This window comes from Bacillus sp. MT(2024) (genome assembly GCF_036362845.1).
GTDB classification, from domain to species: domain Bacteria; phylum Bacillota; class Bacilli; order Bacillales; family Bacillaceae; genus Bacillus; species Bacillus velezensis.
This window is the reverse complement of the sequence record NZ_CP143632.1, coordinates 3,189,809-3,206,488: the sequence shown is the minus strand read 5'-3', so window position 1 is coordinate 3,206,488 and position 16,680 is coordinate 3,189,809. Positions and strand designations below refer to the sequence as shown.

The window sequence follows — 16,680 nt, the reverse complement described above, 5'->3', positions numbered from 1 at the left end:
TAAATGGACTACAGAATTGAAAAAGACACCATGGGAGAAGTTAAAGTTCCGGCAGATAAATTTTGGGGCGCTCAGACACAGCGCAGCAAGGAGAACTTCAAAATCGGTTCAGAAAAAATGCCTCAGCGTGTTGTGAAGGCGTTTGCAATATTGAAAAGAAGCACAGCGATCGCCAACGAACGCCTCGGCAACTTAGAGTCTGAAAAAGCACAAGCGATTGCCGCTGTATGTGACGATGTTTTAAACGGCAAATACGACGATAACTTTCCGCTCGTTGTCTGGCAGACGGGAAGCGGCACGCAAAGCAACATGAACATGAATGAAGTGGTGGCCAACCGCGCGACTGCTTTATTGAAAGAAAAAAATTCCGAGCTGAAGATTCATCCGAATGATGACGTCAACCGCAGCCAAAGCTCAAATGATACATTCCCGACGGCGATGCACGTTGCGGCGGTTCTTGCCGTATATGAGCAGCTCGTTCCGGCGCTTGATCAGCTGCGCGCGACGCTTGATGAAAAAGCGAAAGCTTATCAGGATATTGTGAAAATCGGACGCACGCATTTGCAGGACGCCACTCCGCTGACGCTCGGACAGGAAATCAGCGGCTGGGTATACATGCTTGACCGTTCGAAAGAAATGATTCTTGAGTCAACGGAAAAAATCCGCGCGCTTGCCATCGGAGGCACGGCAGTCGGCACGGGAATCAACGCCCATCCGCAGTTCGGTGAATACGTCGCGGAAGAAATCACAAAAGTAACGGGGCAGACATTCAAAAGTTCGCCTAACAAATTCCACGCGCTCACAAGCCATGATGAAATCACTCACGTTCACGGCGCGTTAAAAGCATTGGCTGCCGACCTGATGAAGATTGCCAACGATGTCAGATGGCTGGCTAGCGGCCCGCGCTGCGGAATCGGCGAAATCGTCATTCCTGAAAATGAGCCGGGAAGCTCTATCATGCCGGGCAAAGTCAACCCGACGCAAAGTGAGGCGCTGACAATGATCGCCGCGCAAGTGATGGGAAATGACGCGACAATCGGATTTGCGGCCAGCCAAGGAAACTTCGAGCTGAATGTCTTCAAACCGGTTATTATTTATAACTTCCTGCAGACCGTGCAGCTGCTCAGTGACGGAATGAATTCCTTCCATGACAAATGCGCTGTCGGTATTGAGCCGAACCAAGAGACGATTCAGGAAAATCTCTCTAACTCATTAATGCTTGTTACGGCGCTTAACCCGCACATCGGTTATGAAAACGCCGCGAAAATCGCCAAGCTTGCCCACAAAGAAGGCCTGACACTGAAAGAAGCGGCATTACAGCTGAACCTTCTGACAGAAGAACAATTTAATGAAATGGTGCGTCCGGAAGATATGGTGCACCCGAAAGCATAAAAAGAAAGAACGGCTGCAGTCATTGCGGCCGTTCTTCTAAATAAACTGCTGTTTCAGTAAAAATCTGAGCTGTTCTGCATCTTCAGCCAGCAGATCGGATTCCTTCAAATTCAAAATCATTCCTTTGATGATTGCCGGTTTCGGTGACTTTTTCTTCATTTCCGCTTCCAGAATATCCAAGCTCTCGGTGAATTCAGATGCTTGCGCCTTGTCCATCGTGCCGATGCGCGTGCGGAGGGTCTGCAAGATCGATTGACTTAAAGGATCGGGCTGCCCGTTATGAAGGGGCCCAAACAGTGAGCTTGCCTCATCAAGAGAAATAAACGCTTCATCATGTCTGTCCGCCATTCCGTTTACGATGTCATCAATTCTGTGAATCACGGTATTTGCCAGAAGCGAAGGCTGTACGGACCGGCCGGTCAGAATCAGATACTCAAGATACATCTGACTGATTCCTTCTATTAAAAAACAAAGCTCGGCTGTGTATGGTTCAGCTTTTTCTCCGTAAATAGCAAGAAGACTGTCGATATGAAACTGCAGGATCGACCGGCGGATTCTCTTTCCGCACTGCGCCGCTTCTTCGGTATAAGGAAGTGAACCGTCTTTCATCTGCATGGTAATAAAATCCTGATGGGCGAGAATCGATTCGTAAAACACCGCAAGCTGTTTTTGGTAAGCGGCTCTCGGACTGTCACCCTCCGTTTGGATCGTCGTGATTCGGGTAAACGTTTTATCATAGTAGTAATTCAGCATGGATAGGAGCAGTGCTTCTTTGGAAGGAAAGTAAAGATAAAAGGCGCCTTTTGAGATTTTGCATTCATCGGCGATTTCCTGAACCGATGTGGATTTGTACCCTTTTCGGGCAAACAGTTTGATTGCTGCTTCAATGATCAGCTTTTCTTTTTCCTTCAATGGTTCCACCCTTTCGGAGCCAGGAGGCTGGCTTGTGCTTCTCATGTATGACTATATGGTCATATTGATATTCCGTAAATTTAACCTGATTGTAACTTGTTTTTTTGTTTTGTTTTATTTATATTATAAAGTGAGCTGACCGAATGGTCAAAGTTCTGGCGAAAGGGTGAATCTGAAAATGAAAGAATTAGATGAAATGATCAGCCGCTTGCGAAACAGAGGAATTAAAGTCGAAAAGGTGAAATATCCGAAAAAGACAATTTGTGAAAAGAAATGGGTTCATCAATGCCAAAAACCGCTGAAAGCAAACTACAGAGATTTTAACGGCTATTCCTTCACATAAAAAAAGACTGCAATGAAACACTACAGTCTACTTTGGTATGATAATTCGGTAGATTACACCCGATTGGTCATTTTCAATTGAAATTGATGCTTTATGCAGGGTTATAATCCGTTTTACGATGCTGAGTCCTATGCCGAACTCGCCTTTCTTCCCTTTATTAAAAGGCTCGTACAAGCTGGATAGCATCTCATCCTCAATCGGAGGCCCGTCATTTTTAACCGTCATGACAATCTGCTGCTGATTTTGGCTGATCCGAATGTGAATCGCCGTTTCTGCATAGCGGATTTGATTTTCGAGAATGTTTTCAAGAAGTTTGCTCCATTGTTCCGGATCACCGGGCATCATTAACGCATCTTCTGTATCAACGCTCCACGATAATTCCTTCCGGGCCCATTTGAGCCGTTCAATGACTTCTTCCGTGACCTTCACAATGTCAAATGTCTCATGGTGCACCCGCTGCTTCATTAAATAATCAAGCTTCGTTAAATATAATAAATCCTTAATTTTCTTCTCAAGTTTTTCTGCTTCGCCTTCAATGACATCAATTGTGGTTTCCAGATCCCCCTTAGGAAAAATCCCGTCCTTTATTGATTGAGTATAGCCCCTTATCACCATGACAGGCGTTTTTAAATCATGAGAGATATTTTGCAGGAGCGTTCTTTCCGTTTCATCTTTTTGCACCAGCTTGCTCCGCATGTCTTCAATGGTATGGCCTAATTTTCCGATTTCGTCTTTTCTGTCGACGATGACCGGATCATCCCAGTCCTGTTCGGAAATCCGTTTGACATGCTTCTCTAAGGAAACGAGCGGGCGCGAGAGATATTTGGCAAGCCAAATCGCCGGAATCCAGCTTAACAAAATCACGCCGGCAATGATAAAGAGAAGCTGCTTGAACAGGGTGAATGCCAGATCATCACGATAAGAATCAAGGGCGTAAGACAGCATCATCGCATCCTGACCGTTAATGGTGAGGCCTTTTTTAATGACGAAAAATACTTTTTCACCGCTGATGTCCGCGCTGTATCGTTTCGTGACGCTGTGCTGGCGGCCCGCGAGCTTGTACACCTTATGGATAAAGGAAGAAGAAAAGTAGTTCAAGTCTTTGTCACTGGCCGATTCCTCCCGTTCCGGCAGAAGAACGTGCTGAACGGATCGGAAAGTCGTCGGAGCGGTCGCATCCTCGCTGTAATATCCCCGCTCGATCGATCCGGGCAGCCGGTACTCCGTCAGTACATGCTGTTCATTTTCAATGGTCGTATACGTTTCATCCGTGAAAAAATGACGCAGCGTATTTGAGAACAGCACGAGAAGCAGAATCGAAATGGCTAAGAGGATGCCTGAGATGACCACCCATATTTGAAAAGCAAGCGGCTTATTTTTCATGACGTCATCATCCTGTAGCCGAATCCGTAAATGGTCTCAACCTTTAACCCGGGCATTTTTTTTCTCAGCCTCCGCACAAGGTCATCGACCACCCGGTCAGTGCCGAAATAATCATGGCCCCATATTTTCAGCAGGATATCTTCTCTGGAAAAGGGGTGTCCTTTATGGTGAAGAAATAAAAGCAGCAGATCAAATTCCTTAGACGTCAAATTGACCAGGCTGCCGGTTTCATCATAAACCTCACGGGCATCTTCGATCACATTGTAGGAAGAAACGGTGATGCCGGTTTTCTTTGCGGCGGGCTGTTCTTTATACACGAGCTCGAGCAGTTTCTGGACCCGTATAATAAGCTCTCTCGGCAAAAAAGGCTTGGCGATATAATCATTGCTTCCAAGCTCTAACCCGAGGACTCTGTCAATATCGGCATCCCGCGCGGAAATGAAAATGACCGGCACATCGGGATCTTTTTCTTTTATTTCTTTTATCAATGTATAGCCGTCCGTATCGGGAAGCATGATGTCAAGAATCCACAAGTGGGGAGACGGCTGCATCTGCTTTCTGGCATCTTCGCCTTTTGTGAAAGATGTAATGTTCCAGCCTTCATTCTCTAAATATTTTGTGAGCAGTTCATTCAGGTTATCCTCATCTTCAACTAGATAAATGGTGTATGACAAGGCATTTCACATCCTTTCAACGTCATTATACTAGTTTTAACATACTCAAGCCGCATTTTCATAATTTCACATATTCTTTTCATTTTTATCCCACAATGTTTGTTTATGATGTGTATAAGGGAAGAAAGGAAGAAAAAAAGCGGGGAAGATAACATGTTCAAACACATTTTGTTTTGGAGCTTTGCTTTTCTCCTTATTATTGGGACAATAGAACTTGTACATGCGATGAATATGTAATCGATAGAATGAAAACATGCTGAAGGAGTGTGCGCGAATATGAACGATCATCGAGATGACGGCAGAAGCCGCGATCAGTCAGATCTTTCACATACGGAACAAAACAGAAATGAACAGCAGCAGATCAGCCATCAGGAGCCCGAGCTGCTTGAAGGGACCGTCTCGAAAGAACCGGAAAACGAGACGGCTGCCGGTACGGAATTTGAAAAAACGGCTGCCGTGAAAAAAGAAAAAAAACGGAGAGCCGCTTGGCTGAGCCCGATTTTAGGCGGCATTATCGGCGGAGGCCTCGTGCTTGGCATTGTGCCGAACCTGCCGGGTGAGCAGCATAAGACAGAAGCCGTTTCTGATACGAAACAAGTTCAGTCTTCGAATTTTACGTCAACGCCGTTGAAAAATACCTCAAGCGTAGCGGATATGGTAGAAGAGTTGGAGCCTGCGATTGTCGGAGTGTCCAACTACCAAGCTTCGCAAGGCAGCCAGTTCGGACTTGACGGCGGTTCAAGCTCTGAAACGGAAAGTGGCACGGGGTCAGGCGTCATCTTCAAAAAAGACGGCGAAAAAGCGTACATCATTACAAACAATCATGTCGTAGAAGGGGCGAACAAACTGTCGGTCACTCTTTACAATGGGAAAACCGAAACGGCAAAGCTTGTCGGAAAGGATGCCATCAGTGACTTGGCTGTATTGGAAATCAGCTCGTCCAATGTCAAAAAAGCCGCTAGCTTCGGGGATTCCTCCAAGCTCCGCATTGCCGATAAAGTGATTGCCATCGGCAACCCGCTCGGCCAGCAGTTTTCCGGCACCGTCACACAAGGTGTCATCAGCGGGCTGAACAGAACGGTGGACGCCGATACATCCCAAGGCACGGTGGAAATGAACGTGATTCAGACGGATGCGGCGATTAACCCCGGAAACAGCGGCGGCCCGTTAATCAACTCAAGCGGCCAGGTCATCGGGATCAACAGCATGAAAGTCAGTGAAAACGGCGTGGAGTCACTGGGCTTTGCCATTCCGAGCAATGATGTAGAACCGATAGTCGACCAGCTGCTTGCAAAAGGAAAAGTGGAGCGCCCATTTTTAGGTGTGCAGATGATTGACATGGCGCAAGTGCCGGAAACCTATCAGGAAAACACGCTCGGACTGTTCGGCGACCAGCTGTCTAAGGGTGTTTATGTAAAAGAAGTGCAATCCGGCTCACCGGCTGCGAAAGCGGGCATCAAATCAAATGACGTCATTGTACAATTGAACGGCAAAGATGTCGACAGCAGCGCCGATATCAGACAGATCTTATATAACCAGTTGAAAATCGGCGATAAAACGACTGTTCAAGTGCTCAGAAGCGGAAGCAAAAAGACGCTGAACGTCACATTAACGAAACAAACTGAAAGCGCAAGCTGAACGCATAAAAAAAGCTGAACCTTCAACTGAGGTTCAGCTTTTTTCGTCATTCTCCCAAGTAGGCTGACAGCATCCACACATGCTTGTCCGCTTCTTCAACTAATCCGACAAACAGGTCGGCAGTTGACGGGTCATTTTGTTCCTCGGCGATGCCGATGACAAATTTTGATTCGCGGCTGATTTGTTTATAGTCTTGAACCAGTGATTCCACCATTTCAGACGCCGTTTTTTCCTGACCTTCATCCGTAATGGAAGCTTGTTCAAGGTAAGTGTGCAAAGTCGCCGCAGGCTGTCCGCCGATGGCCAGAAGGCGCTCTGCGATGGCGTCCGCCGTTTCCGCCGCTTCGTTATACAGTTCTTCAAATTTTTCATGAAGCGTAAAGAAGTGAGGGCCTTTTACATACCAATGGAAGCGGTGCAGCTTAGAGTAAAGGATAAACCAGTTTGATAATTGTGTGTTCATTGATTTCTCAACAAGAGTTTCAGTTTTTTTCGCGTTTTGTGTATTCATATTCATCGTCCTCCCTGTGATCTGTTAATTTAATTATATCACGTATCAAATAAAAATCAATACTAAATTATAATTATTATAATTTAGTTTAAGTGAACAGCTTTTTCTTTATAATCGATTCCCAAGCGGACCACGGAAAGAGTGAGCGGAAAGCCAATGTCAGCTTAACGCCTCTGCCGATCGGATACCGCAGTTTCTTCAGCCGTTTCCTTTGTGCCAATTGATAAATCAGTTCCGCTACGTCATCAGGATCGCCGCTTTTGGATGCGTTGGCTTTGAAGTAAGCTTCAAGGGGCTGATAAAAGCGATAATAAGGCGAGTCTTTGCCGGGCGCCGTAATATGGCTGGAGAGAGACGTCTCCCAAATAGACGTTTTATAGGAGCCCGGTTCTATTAAAGCGGCATCAATTCCTAAAGGCAGAAGCTCGAGGCGCAGACACTCTGTAAACCCTTCAACCGCGAATTTGGAAGAGACATACGGAGATAGAGCCGGGAAACCGGTCAGTCCGCTGATACTGCTGATATTGAAGATTTTCGCCCCGCCATGTTTCCGCATATAAGGCAGCACGGTTTTTGTGACATGAATCAGACCGAATACATTTGTTTCATACTGCTGTCTGTAATGTTCCATCAGCACATCTTCAATAAACCCTCCGTACGCAGTGCCGGCGTTATTGACAAGCAGGTCAATCGGTCCGAAACCGCTGATGGTGTTCCCGAAGTCAGACACCGACTGCTCATTTGTCACATCTAAAGAAACGACCGTAATATGTTCGGATGCACCCGCTTGAGCGGCGGCCTCTTTCAGTATTACAGCTTTCTCAGGCTGTCTGGCTGTTGCGATGACGTGATAAGACCGGGTGAGCTTCAGCGCTGTCAGCATCCCGAATCCGCTCGTTGCGCCGGTTACAATGGCAACTTTTCTGTTCATCTTATAATCCTCCCCGTTTGTTCTTATCTCATAGTGTATAACATCTCGCGGAAAGAAGGAGAAATCGTTCGGAAATATGTCAGAATTGTTTTATAATGGAGTCAGCTTCGGGTAGAAAGGGGTAAAGAAAAGATGGCATTAGAGGGATTGAAGGAAACATGGGATTTAAACTCTATTTTTGAGGGCGGGAGCCGGTCGGAAGAGTTTCAGCAATACATACAAGAGCTCAAAAAGCATCTAAGCGCTTTTCAACATGCGGTTGAAGCATTTACAGTTCCGACGCACGCGGATGAAAGCCGGGAGCTGATCAATCTGATTGATAGGTTTGAACGGTCAGCGATCATGATCAGGCAGGCGGGAGCGTTCGTCGGCTGTCTTCAGGCTCAGAACACTCATGATCAGAAAGCGAATGAATGGAGAGCGCGGATCAATCAGCTGAGCAGTGATTTTAAATCCGCTCTGGTCACCCTTGACGATACACTTGCCCGGATTGACGAGCGGGTCTGGGAGGAGCTCCTGCAAAAACCGGAACTTCAGGATCTCACATATGTCTTAAATGAGAGAAGAGACCGGGTCAGAGAGAAGCTCAGCGCTTCAGAAGAAAGGCTGATTGAAGGCCTGGCCGTTGACGGCTACCATGCATGGGGCGACCTGTATAATGCGGCTGTCGGCAGAATGAAGATTCCGTTTGAGGATAAAGAGCTGTCGGTCGGCCAAGCGGAAAATATGATGGCGCACCCGGATCGCCGCATCAGACGTCAAGTGTTCAAAGAGCTTAATGAAGCCTGGAAAGGAGAAGAGGAGCTTTTCAGCAGCACGCTGAACCATCTGGCCGGCTTCCGCACGGAAATCTATAAAGCGCGGGGCTGGAAAAGCGCTTTGGAAGAGCCGCTTGCGATCAATCGGATGAAAAAAGAAACGCTGGATGTCATGTGGCAGGTCATTACCGATCATAAAAAGCCTTTTGCCGAATACCTGAATCGAAAGGCGTCTCTTTTAGGGCTTGAGCGCCTGAATTGGTATGATGTGAATGCGCCGATCGGCGAGGCGCCGAAAAAATACACATATGATGAAGCGGCTAATCTGATCGTCAGCCAATTTTCGACGTTTGGCAAAAAGCTGTCCGCATTCACGGAAAAAGCGTTCCGCGATCGGTGGATAGAAGCGGAAGACCGCAGCGGCAAACGGGTCGGCGGTTTCTGCACCAGCTTTCCCGACAGCGGAGAATCCCGGATTTTTATGACGTTTTCCGGAAGCGCTTCGAATGTATCGACGCTGGCGCATGAGCTCGGTCACGCGTTCCATCAGGAGGCCATGCTCCAAGTGCGGCAGCTGAACAGAGCCTACGCCATGAATGTGGCTGAAACAGCCTCGACCTTTGCGGAAATGATCGTCGCCGACGCCGCTTTGAAACAAGCGGAGACAAAGGATGAAAAGCTGTTCTTGCTTGAAGATAAAATTCAAAGAAGCGTAGCCATGTTTATGAATATTCATGCGAGATTTTTATTTGAAACGCGTTTTTATGAAGAGCGGAAGCAGGGCGTCGTTCCGGCTGATAAATTGAATGAATTGATGGAAGCGGCGCAGAAAGAAGCATTTTGCGATTCATTAGGGGAATACCACCCTCATTTCTGGGCGTCAAAACTGCATTTTCATATTACGGGAGTGCCGTTCTACAATTTTCCGTACACGTTCGGTTATTTATTTTCGCTTGGAATATACGCAAGAGCTCTTCGGGAAAAAGCGGATTTTGAAGAAAAATATATCGCGCTTTTGTGTGACACGGCTTCGATGACCGTTGAGGATTTGGCGATGAAGCACCTTGGAGCGGATCTCACGGAACGGTCGTTTTGGGAAGACGCGGTCCGCCTTGCCGTACAGGATGTGCAGGAATTTTTAGAGCTGACTGAATGATAATCTGGAGATGAACCGGCCGGAGCTGTTACCGCTCCGGTTCTTTTTTGTTCCGTGAATGACTGCCGCCTCCCTTGGAAATACCTAAAAACGATCGGAATGGAATGGGAGTGAATCGCATGAAATGGATCAGAACGGCGGGCGTTTTATGTCTTACGCTGATGCTGATTGCCGGCTGCCGATTGAATGAAGAAAAACGGGAAGCGGAACAAGACAGCACACCCGTGTCATCCGCGAAGCCGGTTCCTTACAGCAGCTTTTCCCTTCGCGTCAGCTACGGAGCCGGAGAGCATAACCGCTATGAAGGTTTGTATGAAAGAAAAAGCGGTCATGAAAAGGCGGACATCCGGGACAAGCTCTCAGGGGTTCACAGAGAGGGCGAGGAAGCGCTTGATGAAATGAAGATGATCCTCGGAGAACTTGCCGTAAACGGCCGGATGCAGGAAAGCGAGGTCGTCCGGCAGGTGCTCTCGGCTTTTAATTTAGACAGCCGCTATGACCATTTTTATCTGAAACTGAAAAAGAACGACGGAGAAATGACGGAAATAAAAAAATAACCGCCGTCCGCTGCTTTTTTGCCCAAAACTAATTGATAATGATATTCAGAGTCATTAATTTCTGTTACAATATAATCATGATCTCACGTTGAATGTTTAGGCAATTTGTTTATATACATAGTGTTGGGAAACTCAAAAAAGGAGCGGTTAGCGGTATGAGTGCAATTTCTACAGAGACGCTGAGCTTAGGGTACGGAGAGACTGTTATCATTGACGAATTGGATGTCGCGATTCCAAAAGGCGAAATCACTGTATTGATCGGAAGCAACGGCTGCGGAAAATCGACGCTTTTACGTTCATTGGCCCGGCTGATGAAACCGAGGGGCGGTTCTGTGCTGTTAGAAGGAAAAGCCATCGCTAAGCTTCCGACGAAGGAAGTGGCAAGAGAGCTCGCTATTTTGCCGCAGAGTCCGTCAGCTCCCGAAGGCCTGACGGTGCATCAGCTTGTGAAGCAGGGAAGATACCCTTATCAAAGCTGGCTGAAGCAATGGTCCAAAGAGGACGAAGACGCAGTCACAAAAGCGCTAAAAGCGACGAAGCTTGAGGAAATGGCCGACCGTCCTGTGGATTCCTTGTCAGGCGGACAGCGCCAGCGTGCATGGATTGCGATGACACTCGCTCAGGATACGGATATCATTCTGCTTGACGAGCCGACAACTTATCTCGACATGACGCATCAAATTGAAATTCTTGATTTGCTGTTTGAATTAAATGAAAAAGAAAAACGCACAATCGTCATGGTGCTGCACGACCTCAATCTGGCATGCCGTTATGCCCATTATCTGGTCGCCATTAAGGATAAACAGATTTACGCAGAGGGCCGTCCCGAAGAAGTCATCACTTGCGAGCTTGTACAGCAGGTCTTTGCGATGAACTGCCAGGTAACGCAAGATCCGCTGTTCGGCACGCCGCTTTGCATTCCGCACGGACGCGGCAGATGTATCGTGCAGGAAGCGGCCCTCACCGCCCGATTGTCATAATCATGAAAAAGGGAAGGAAACGGTATGGAAGAGAAACTGCAGCAGCAGCTGGACGGCCTGCTTGAGAAATACACGGAACTATTGCTTGGCGAAACAAACCCGGATGTAAAGGAAGAAGTCAGGCAGTGGATTTTGTATACACATATCGCAAAAAGCATGCCGCCGCTCGTCAAACATTGGAATCAATCCTACCCGGACGCCAAAGAGGGCATCAAAGCTGCGATACAGCACATTAAACAGCTCAATGAAGCTCACAGAAAAAAACAATAAAAAGCTTTCGGCATCAAAGAGAGGTGCCGGAAGCTTTTTTTGCTGAAAAGGAATCAATAAAGGCGCCGTTCAATTCATAACGAAGAACTTTAATGTAACTAACACACCCGTTTGTTTACTTGCTGAACCAAGAAAAAAGGACCGCCGCAGCAATCCCTTACTCTTTCCTATATATCACATTTCCTTTCGGATACGTAATAACTCTTCAAATGCTTTTATATTTGTATCAAAATTGGGCACTGTTTGAGATTCCTCGGCACATTTGACTTGTGCTACAACCAAATCATTAAAAGGTGTTGAAATTCCAGTACCTTCTGCCATTTTGGGAATAACTCCATTAATATAATCAATTTCAGTTTTACGTTTTTTCTCAAGATCCTGAAGCATACTTGCTCTTAAAAGCCTGGATGGTTCCATGGCTGCCCTAAATGTTTGGATCCGTTCAGGAATCTCATTTTCACTTTTTAATTCCAAAGATTCTAAATCAAGGCCGCCCATTTTCGCAAATTTGACACCATTGGCGTGTCCAACCTTAATCGTCTCATCTGCGATATGAACTGCGCTGACAATGCCGATTTCATGGTCAAGAATATCACCGTATTCTCCGTTTAATGCTGCCGATAAACCACTGAATGCATTATTGATAAGTAATTTTGACCACTTCGTTCCAACTAAATTATCGGAAATATGTGTTCCGCCGATAAGGTCTAAAACCGATTTAATACGCTGGATTCTTTCTGTTGTTTCACCATTTAATTCTCCAATTTGAAAAGCGTACTCTTTAAATTGAGTATACTCAGTTGTAAGTCTGGATACGCCTGGTTCAATAAACGTAGCACCAAATTCAACAGAACCCGCAATAACACGTTCATCACCAACGATCGAAGCAACTTTCTGTTCAGGTATACCGTTTTGCAAGGAACATACTACACTGTCATCCTTTAAAAAAGGCAGTAACTCTTTAAGAATGGAGTCATTATATAATTGTTTCGTCAGAAGTAATATGAAATCATACTTGCCTGACTTGTTTTCAGGGGTAATGGCTTTTACCTTTGCCTGAAATGCCGTTGTACCAACTACTTTAGCACCTATTTGATTTAAAGTATCTACATGTTCTTTGTATGAATCAATCAATTCGACATCCATTCCGCCAGCAGACAGATATGCTCCAACTATGGTTCCTAAAGAACCTGCTCCTAAAATTGCAATTCTCATTGTAAACGTCTCCTTATTTTTCCTCTAAGTAGTTATAAACCGGCTGTGCTGCATTTAAGGTTAAATCCGTAATAATATGAGATGCTGAAACGACTTCTAATACAGGCAAATCTGCAAGAGGCGCCAGAGCATGTTCAAATAATTGAAGCCGCGCCGGTCCAGACCAGGCACCTTTAACTTCTATATTGGTTATTTGCGTCCGCACCAAATCACAAACCCTTAAATCACCGTTGTAATCAGTAGCCATCTTAACCATAAAATTAGGTCGGCAAATTTCCCTTTTCGCTTTTTCCTTGTCCATTTCGAAATGTTTATATCCCATAGTCGCAGCTGCCACACGAAGACTGCCATAATCTAATGTGCCAACGAGAGTATCAGAGTCTATATACAGCTTAGGGGCACCCAATTTCTTTGGATATGCAGTAAGTTCCCGTCCGCTTGCAATAGCCGGGAAATTGTCTACATACATAGAATGTACATAATCTCCTTCTTCACCATTAAAGCTGACAGGGATGACTTGTCCCGCCTCTGTATAGGCACCAAGTCCGGAAACATCAGGCATCCGCATCACTTCGAATTTCACTAAAGGTTCAGTAATTTCAAGAGGTTCTGGCACTGCCGCACGCAAAGCTTTTTCATCCGTTCGGTAAATAATATTTAAATATTCACGGTTAACAAATTTATAATTTGGGATAGGATAAGCAGGAGCCGTTAGTGGCGTATTTAAATTTTTTGCTATATCTTTCACATCAATTTTCATTGCATGACACCCTTTCCTTTTCTTTAACTATGCTATTATCTTACATCCGCATTTACATTTAATCTAATACATAATAAGTTATATATATATTTATTGAAATAAATGAGGAGGATGCAGACAGATGGAATTGCTGCAGCTAAAATACTTTCAGACAGTTGCCTATACTGAGCATATTTCTAAAGCAGCAGAACAATTAAAGATTGCCCAGCCTTCTTTAAGTCTCACTATAAAAAGACTTGAGAATGAACTGGGAACAGCTTTGTTTGAGAGAAAAGGCAGAAATATTAAGCTGAGTTCATCAGGGAAGATTCTTTTAAAACATGTAAACAGGATTTTTACTGAGATTGAAAATGCACAAACGGAGATTCAATTGGAGGAACATCAAATGTCTGACACCATCAGAATATCTATTTCTAATCCAAGATTCCTTGCAGGACTGATGAGTGAATATATCAACCGCTCCCCTCAATCAAAAATTCTCCAAGCCATCGGAGTTAAAAGCGGGATCCTAACAAGTTTAAAGAAAGGGGACATTGATTTAGGAATAACAGGTCATCCGATTCAAGATGAAGAAATAGAGAGTTGTGTGCTGGTAAATGAAGATATTGTTCTGGCTTTGCCCTCAAACCACCGATTTACGGGTAAAACCGAAATTTCTTTACGTCTTGTCGCCGATGAACCATTTATTACCCTTGCTAATAATGAGGAGTATAGCGGTTTTACAGCCTCGCTTTGTGAAAAAGCCGGTTTCACCTCAAATATTGCATTTGAGGCGGATTCTCATTTACTTGTCGAGATTATAAAGCTGGATCGAGGTGTTGCGTTGCTTCCTATTTCAGTTTGCAGAACATTGGGGCTGAATTTTATAAAAGTGACTGATCACTCTGCTTCATATCCAGTCGGCTTATCTTGGATGAGACATAGGCTGTTGTCTTCTTCGGTAAGAAATTTTCGTGACTTTATTATGTCGTACTATAAAGATAACGATGAAATGTTTAAGGTTTATTAAATAATTTTCACCCCCCGATTTCCAATGAGGCGGAAGACTGGTCATTTGGAAACGGAGAGGCCCAGATGATATAAAAAAATCCCGCGGCATCCGCGGGATTTTTCTTTGTTAAACGGCTTTCGCCTTTTCTTCTTGTTTGCCTGTCTTTTTGTTTGTCAGCTTAATTGATTTAACAAACAGCGTGAGGATCAATCCGGCAGCGATAAAGGCCAGGCCTGTGAAAAACACGCTGTGAAGCGAATCCATCAGTGACGTTTTCAAAACCGGCACGATATGGGAAGAAAATGCGGCCGGAATCTGCTTAATCGATTCCTGACTGAACAAGGATTGAAGCAGCCCTTCAGGATTCTTGTCAATCATACCTTTAAACTGGGCGGCAAAGGCACTTGCCTGTTTCGGGAGTGAATCTAAGTAAGGCACCAGTCTGTCGGTTAAAAGGCTTCCTGATCTGGCATTCATGACAGCGCCGAGCACCGTAATGCCGAACGTTCCCCCGATCATCCGGAAAAATTGGCTTGATGAAGTCACAACGCCCAGCTCTTCTTTTGAAAACGTTTCTTGCAGAGCGAGTGTGAGAAGCGGCATGACAAGCCCCATTCCCAGACCGATCACGGCCATATAGCATGTAGCCGCGAGCTTGCTTGTATCCAGCTGCAAGGTCGTTAATAAGAAGAAGCCGACGGCCATGATCAGCATGCCGATCATGATTTGCGGTTTAATACCGATCTTATAAACCAGCTGGCCTCCGATAATACTTGTGATAATCATAGATACCATCATCGGCGTCATAATTGTGCCGGACGCGGTGGCGCTGACTCCGATAATTCCCTGCATAAAGAAAGGAACGAACGTAACGGCGCCGAACATGCCGATACTCATGAAAAACCCGATCAGATTCAGTACGGTAAACGTTCTGTTTTTAAACAGGTACATCGGCAGAATCGGTTCTTTTGCTTTGATTTCAGCGAAAATGAATCCGACAATCCCGGCAAGCGCAAGCGCAAAGAGACCGAGAATCTGCCAAGAGCCCCATGCGTAATCCTTTCCTCCGAAGCTGAGCGCGAGAAGGAGGCTGACGATTCCGACAATCATTGTGAAAATGCCGGCGATGTCAAAGTTAATCGGCCCAGTCTGTTTTCTGCCTTGAAGTCCTCTTGCGATAAAGATCACGGCTAAGATTCCGACTGGCAGGTTGATATAGAAAACCCATTTCCAATTTAAAGAGTCAACAATCCAGCCCCCGATTTGCGGGCCGATAACGGAAGCAAGGCCGTAAATCGCTCCGAAAAGCCCTTGGAACTTAGCACGCTGTTTCCCTGTGAACAAATCCCCGATGACGATCATGGCCATCGGCATCATGACACCGCCGCCGATTCCCTGAAGTCCGCGGAAAATGATCAATTCCGTCATGTTGCTGGCCATTCCGCACAGGGCGGAAGCTCCCATAAAAATCAATAAACCTGACACATAGACGACGCGGCGCCCCAATAAATCTGCAAGTTTCCCCGCAATCGGAACGATCGTCGTCGAAGTTAAAAGATATGCCGTGGTCAGCCACGTCATCATGCTTAATCCCCCGAGGTCACCCACGATTTTAGGAATCGCCGTTCCTACGATGGTGCCGTCAAGGGCTGAGAAAAACATGGCGATGATTAAGCCCGTTATTAATAATGTGCGTTTTGGATCTTTCTTTTCAATGCTCATGTTTCGGCAGCTCCTCTTTCTATTCGTTTTCTTTTTGATCAGCCGCGTATTTCTCGGCGGCTTCCGCTACTTTGCGGATGATGTTCACGGACTGAATCAGTTCGTCGTCAGTCAGAACGGACAGGTTTCGCGCCAGTATCGCTTTCCGTCCTTCCACAACATCTTCGAATTTTGTTTCGCCTTTTTTGGTGAGGCTGATGTCGATGACGCGTCTGTCCTGCTGGTTATGTTTGCGGACGATAAGTCCTTTTTGTTCGAGGCGGTCGGCCATCAGCGTCACTGCGCTCGGCTTTACCTCCATGCGTTCCGCAATTTCGGAAACTTTGCAGCTCCCGTGTTTTTTCAGGCTGGCTAAAACAAATAATTGGGCAGGCGTCACCTCGTGTTTTGCCATGCTTTCCACCATTTCAGGCTGTATGTTTTGCAGCAGCGTCTGAAGGGATTTCTGAATGTCAGACACATATTGATCCGCGTTTTTCATAACTCC

Annotated in this window: 16 protein-coding genes and 1 pseudogene; 8 read left to right on the top strand and 9 right to left on the bottom strand. The window is 45.8% G+C overall.

Annotation, left to right across the window (positions count from 1 at the left end; genetic code table 11):
• Positions 1 to 3: 3 nt before the first annotated feature.
• Positions 4 to 1,392 (top strand): class II fumarate hydratase, encoded by a 1,389-nt coding sequence (gene fumC, locus VP472_RS16030; RefSeq protein ID WP_003151808.1) that lies wholly within the window; start codon positions 4 to 6, stop codon positions 1,390 to 1,392.
• Positions 1,393 to 1,428: 36 nt separating this feature from the next.
• Here fumC and VP472_RS16025 read toward each other — a convergent pair whose 3' ends face one another.
• Positions 1,429 to 2,304, bottom strand: coding sequence for a TetR/AcrR family transcriptional regulator (locus tag VP472_RS16025; RefSeq protein ID WP_014305782.1), 876 nt, complete (start codon positions 2,302 to 2,304; stop codon positions 1,429 to 1,431).
• Positions 2,305 to 2,482: 178 nt separating this feature from the next.
• Here VP472_RS16025 and spxO point away from each other — a divergent pair, with 178 nt between their 5' ends.
• A complete protein-coding gene (gene spxO, locus VP472_RS16020) occupies positions 2,483 to 2,647 on the top strand; it encodes an anti-adapter protein SpxO (protein WP_003151811.1) in 165 nt (54 codons plus the stop codon).
• A 27-nt stretch (positions 2,648 to 2,674) separates the two neighbouring features.
• Here spxO and VP472_RS16015 read toward each other — a convergent pair whose 3' ends face one another.
• Positions 2,675 to 4,030: a two-component system sensor histidine kinase CssS gene (locus VP472_RS16015; RefSeq protein ID WP_039253918.1), complete on the bottom strand. Its 1,356-nt coding sequence runs from the start codon at positions 4,028 to 4,030 to the stop codon at positions 2,675 to 2,677.
• Complete coding sequence (locus tag VP472_RS16010; protein ID WP_007410069.1) at positions 4,027 to 4,704, bottom strand: two-component system response regulator CssR; 678 nt, start codon at positions 4,702 to 4,704, stop codon at positions 4,027 to 4,029. Before VP472_RS16010 ends, VP472_RS16015 begins: the two co-directional genes overlap by 4 nt.
• A 276-nt stretch (positions 4,705 to 4,980) precedes the next feature.
• On the opposite strand from VP472_RS16010, the gene VP472_RS16005 reads away from it, so the two are divergent.
• Positions 4,981 to 6,342 carry a S1C family serine protease gene (locus tag VP472_RS16005; protein ID WP_146275472.1) on the top strand — a complete coding sequence of 454 codons (1,362 nt, stop codon included), beginning with the start codon at positions 4,981 to 4,983 and terminating at the stop codon, positions 6,340 to 6,342.
• 46 nt (positions 6,343 to 6,388) lie between these two features.
• Here the strand turns inward: VP472_RS16005 and VP472_RS16000 are convergent, their stop codons facing one another.
• Complete coding sequence (locus tag VP472_RS16000; protein WP_007410071.1) at positions 6,389 to 6,853, bottom strand: Dps family protein; 465 nt, start codon at positions 6,851 to 6,853, stop codon at positions 6,389 to 6,391.
• A gap of 88 nt (positions 6,854 to 6,941) precedes the next feature.
• A complete protein-coding gene (locus tag VP472_RS15995; protein WP_146275470.1) occupies positions 6,942 to 7,784 on the bottom strand; it encodes an oxidoreductase in 843 nt (280 codons plus the stop codon).
• A 132-nt stretch (positions 7,785 to 7,916) separates the two neighbouring features.
• On the opposite strand from VP472_RS15995, the gene VP472_RS15990 reads away from it, so the two are divergent.
• The 4 genes and pseudogenes from VP472_RS15990 to VP472_RS15975 all read left to right on the top strand — a co-directional run bounded on the left by VP472_RS15990 (position 7,917) and on the right by VP472_RS15975 (position 11,505).
• Positions 7,917 to 9,698, top strand: coding sequence for a M3 family oligoendopeptidase (locus tag VP472_RS15990; protein WP_146275468.1), 1,782 nt, complete (start codon positions 7,917 to 7,919; stop codon positions 9,696 to 9,698).
• Between the two features lie 119 nt (positions 9,699 to 9,817).
• A complete protein-coding gene (locus VP472_RS15985) occupies positions 9,818 to 10,255 on the top strand; it encodes a YusW family protein (RefSeq protein ID WP_070082336.1) in 438 nt (145 codons plus the stop codon).
• Positions 10,256 to 10,410: 155 nt separating this feature from the next.
• Entirely contained in the window at positions 10,411 to 11,235 is an 825-nt protein-coding gene (locus tag VP472_RS15980) for an ABC transporter ATP-binding protein (RefSeq protein WP_003151820.1), read from the top strand.
• Positions 11,236 to 11,237: 2 nt separating this feature from the next.
• Positions 11,238 to 11,505 (top strand): annotated as a pseudogene (locus VP472_RS15975) (YusU family protein).
• A gap of 174 nt (positions 11,506 to 11,679) precedes the next feature.
• On the opposite strand, the gene VP472_RS15970 reads toward VP472_RS15975, so the two are convergent.
• Entirely contained in the window at positions 11,680 to 12,720 is a 1,041-nt protein-coding gene (locus tag VP472_RS15970) for a ketopantoate reductase family protein (RefSeq protein WP_146275466.1), read from the bottom strand.
• A gap of 13 nt (positions 12,721 to 12,733) precedes the next feature.
• Complete coding sequence (locus VP472_RS15965; protein ID WP_101562409.1) at positions 12,734 to 13,480, bottom strand: acetoacetate decarboxylase; 747 nt, start codon at positions 13,478 to 13,480, stop codon at positions 12,734 to 12,736.
• A gap of 121 nt (positions 13,481 to 13,601) precedes the next feature.
• Between VP472_RS15965 and VP472_RS15960 the strand changes: the two genes are divergently transcribed.
• The gene (locus tag VP472_RS15960) at positions 13,602 to 14,489 is read left to right on the top strand and encodes a LysR family transcriptional regulator (RefSeq protein ID WP_146275463.1); all 888 of its coding nucleotides are present in this window, start codon (positions 13,602 to 13,604) and stop codon (positions 14,487 to 14,489) included.
• Between the two features lie 108 nt (positions 14,490 to 14,597).
• Here the strand turns inward: VP472_RS15960 and VP472_RS15955 are convergent, their stop codons facing one another.
• Positions 14,598 to 16,193: an MDR family MFS transporter gene (locus VP472_RS15955; protein ID WP_007410079.1), complete on the bottom strand. Its 1,596-nt coding sequence runs from the start codon at positions 16,191 to 16,193 to the stop codon at positions 14,598 to 14,600.
• A 19-nt stretch (positions 16,194 to 16,212) separates the two neighbouring features.
• Entirely contained in the window at positions 16,213 to 16,674 is a 462-nt protein-coding gene (locus VP472_RS15950; RefSeq protein ID WP_003151828.1) for a MarR family winged helix-turn-helix transcriptional regulator, read from the bottom strand.
• Positions 16,675 to 16,680 lie beyond the last annotated feature (6 nt).

Bases quoted from the DNA above. Each gene is read 5' to 3' on its own strand.
- fumC (WP_003151808.1), top strand. From the start codon at position 4: ATGGACTACAGAATTGAAAAAGACACCATGGGAGAAGTTAAAGTTCCG.
- spxO (WP_003151811.1), top strand. From the start codon at position 2,483: ATGAAAGAATTAGATGAAATGATCAGCCGCTTGCGAAACAGAGGAATT.
- VP472_RS16015 (WP_039253918.1), bottom strand. From the start codon at position 4,030: ATGAAAAATAAGCCGCTTGCTTTTCAAATATGGGTGGTCATCTCAGGC.
- VP472_RS16005 (WP_146275472.1), top strand. From the start codon at position 4,981: ATGAACGATCATCGAGATGACGGCAGAAGCCGCGATCAGTCAGATCTT.
- VP472_RS16000 (WP_007410071.1), bottom strand. From the start codon at position 6,853: ATGAATACACAAAACGCGAAAAAAACTGAAACTCTTGTTGAGAAATCA.
- VP472_RS15995 (WP_146275470.1), bottom strand. From the start codon at position 7,784: ATGAACAGAAAAGTTGCCATTGTAACCGGCGCAACGAGCGGATTCGGG.
- VP472_RS15990 (WP_146275468.1), top strand. From the start codon at position 7,917: ATGGCATTAGAGGGATTGAAGGAAACATGGGATTTAAACTCTATTTTT.
- VP472_RS15985 (WP_070082336.1), top strand. From the start codon at position 9,818: ATGAAATGGATCAGAACGGCGGGCGTTTTATGTCTTACGCTGATGCTG.
- VP472_RS15980 (WP_003151820.1), top strand. From the start codon at position 10,411: ATGAGTGCAATTTCTACAGAGACGCTGAGCTTAGGGTACGGAGAGACT.
- VP472_RS15970 (WP_146275466.1), bottom strand. From the start codon at position 12,720: ATGAGAATTGCAATTTTAGGAGCAGGTTCTTTAGGAACCATAGTTGGA.
- VP472_RS15965 (WP_101562409.1), bottom strand. From the start codon at position 13,480: ATGAAAATTGATGTGAAAGATATAGCAAAAAATTTAAATACGCCACTA.
- VP472_RS15960 (WP_146275463.1), top strand. From the start codon at position 13,602: ATGGAATTGCTGCAGCTAAAATACTTTCAGACAGTTGCCTATACTGAG.
- VP472_RS15955 (WP_007410079.1), bottom strand. From the start codon at position 16,193: ATGAGCATTGAAAAGAAAGATCCAAAACGCACATTATTAATAACGGGC.
- VP472_RS15950 (WP_003151828.1), bottom strand. From the start codon at position 16,674: ATGAAAAACGCGGATCAATATGTGTCTGACATTCAGAAATCCCTTCAG.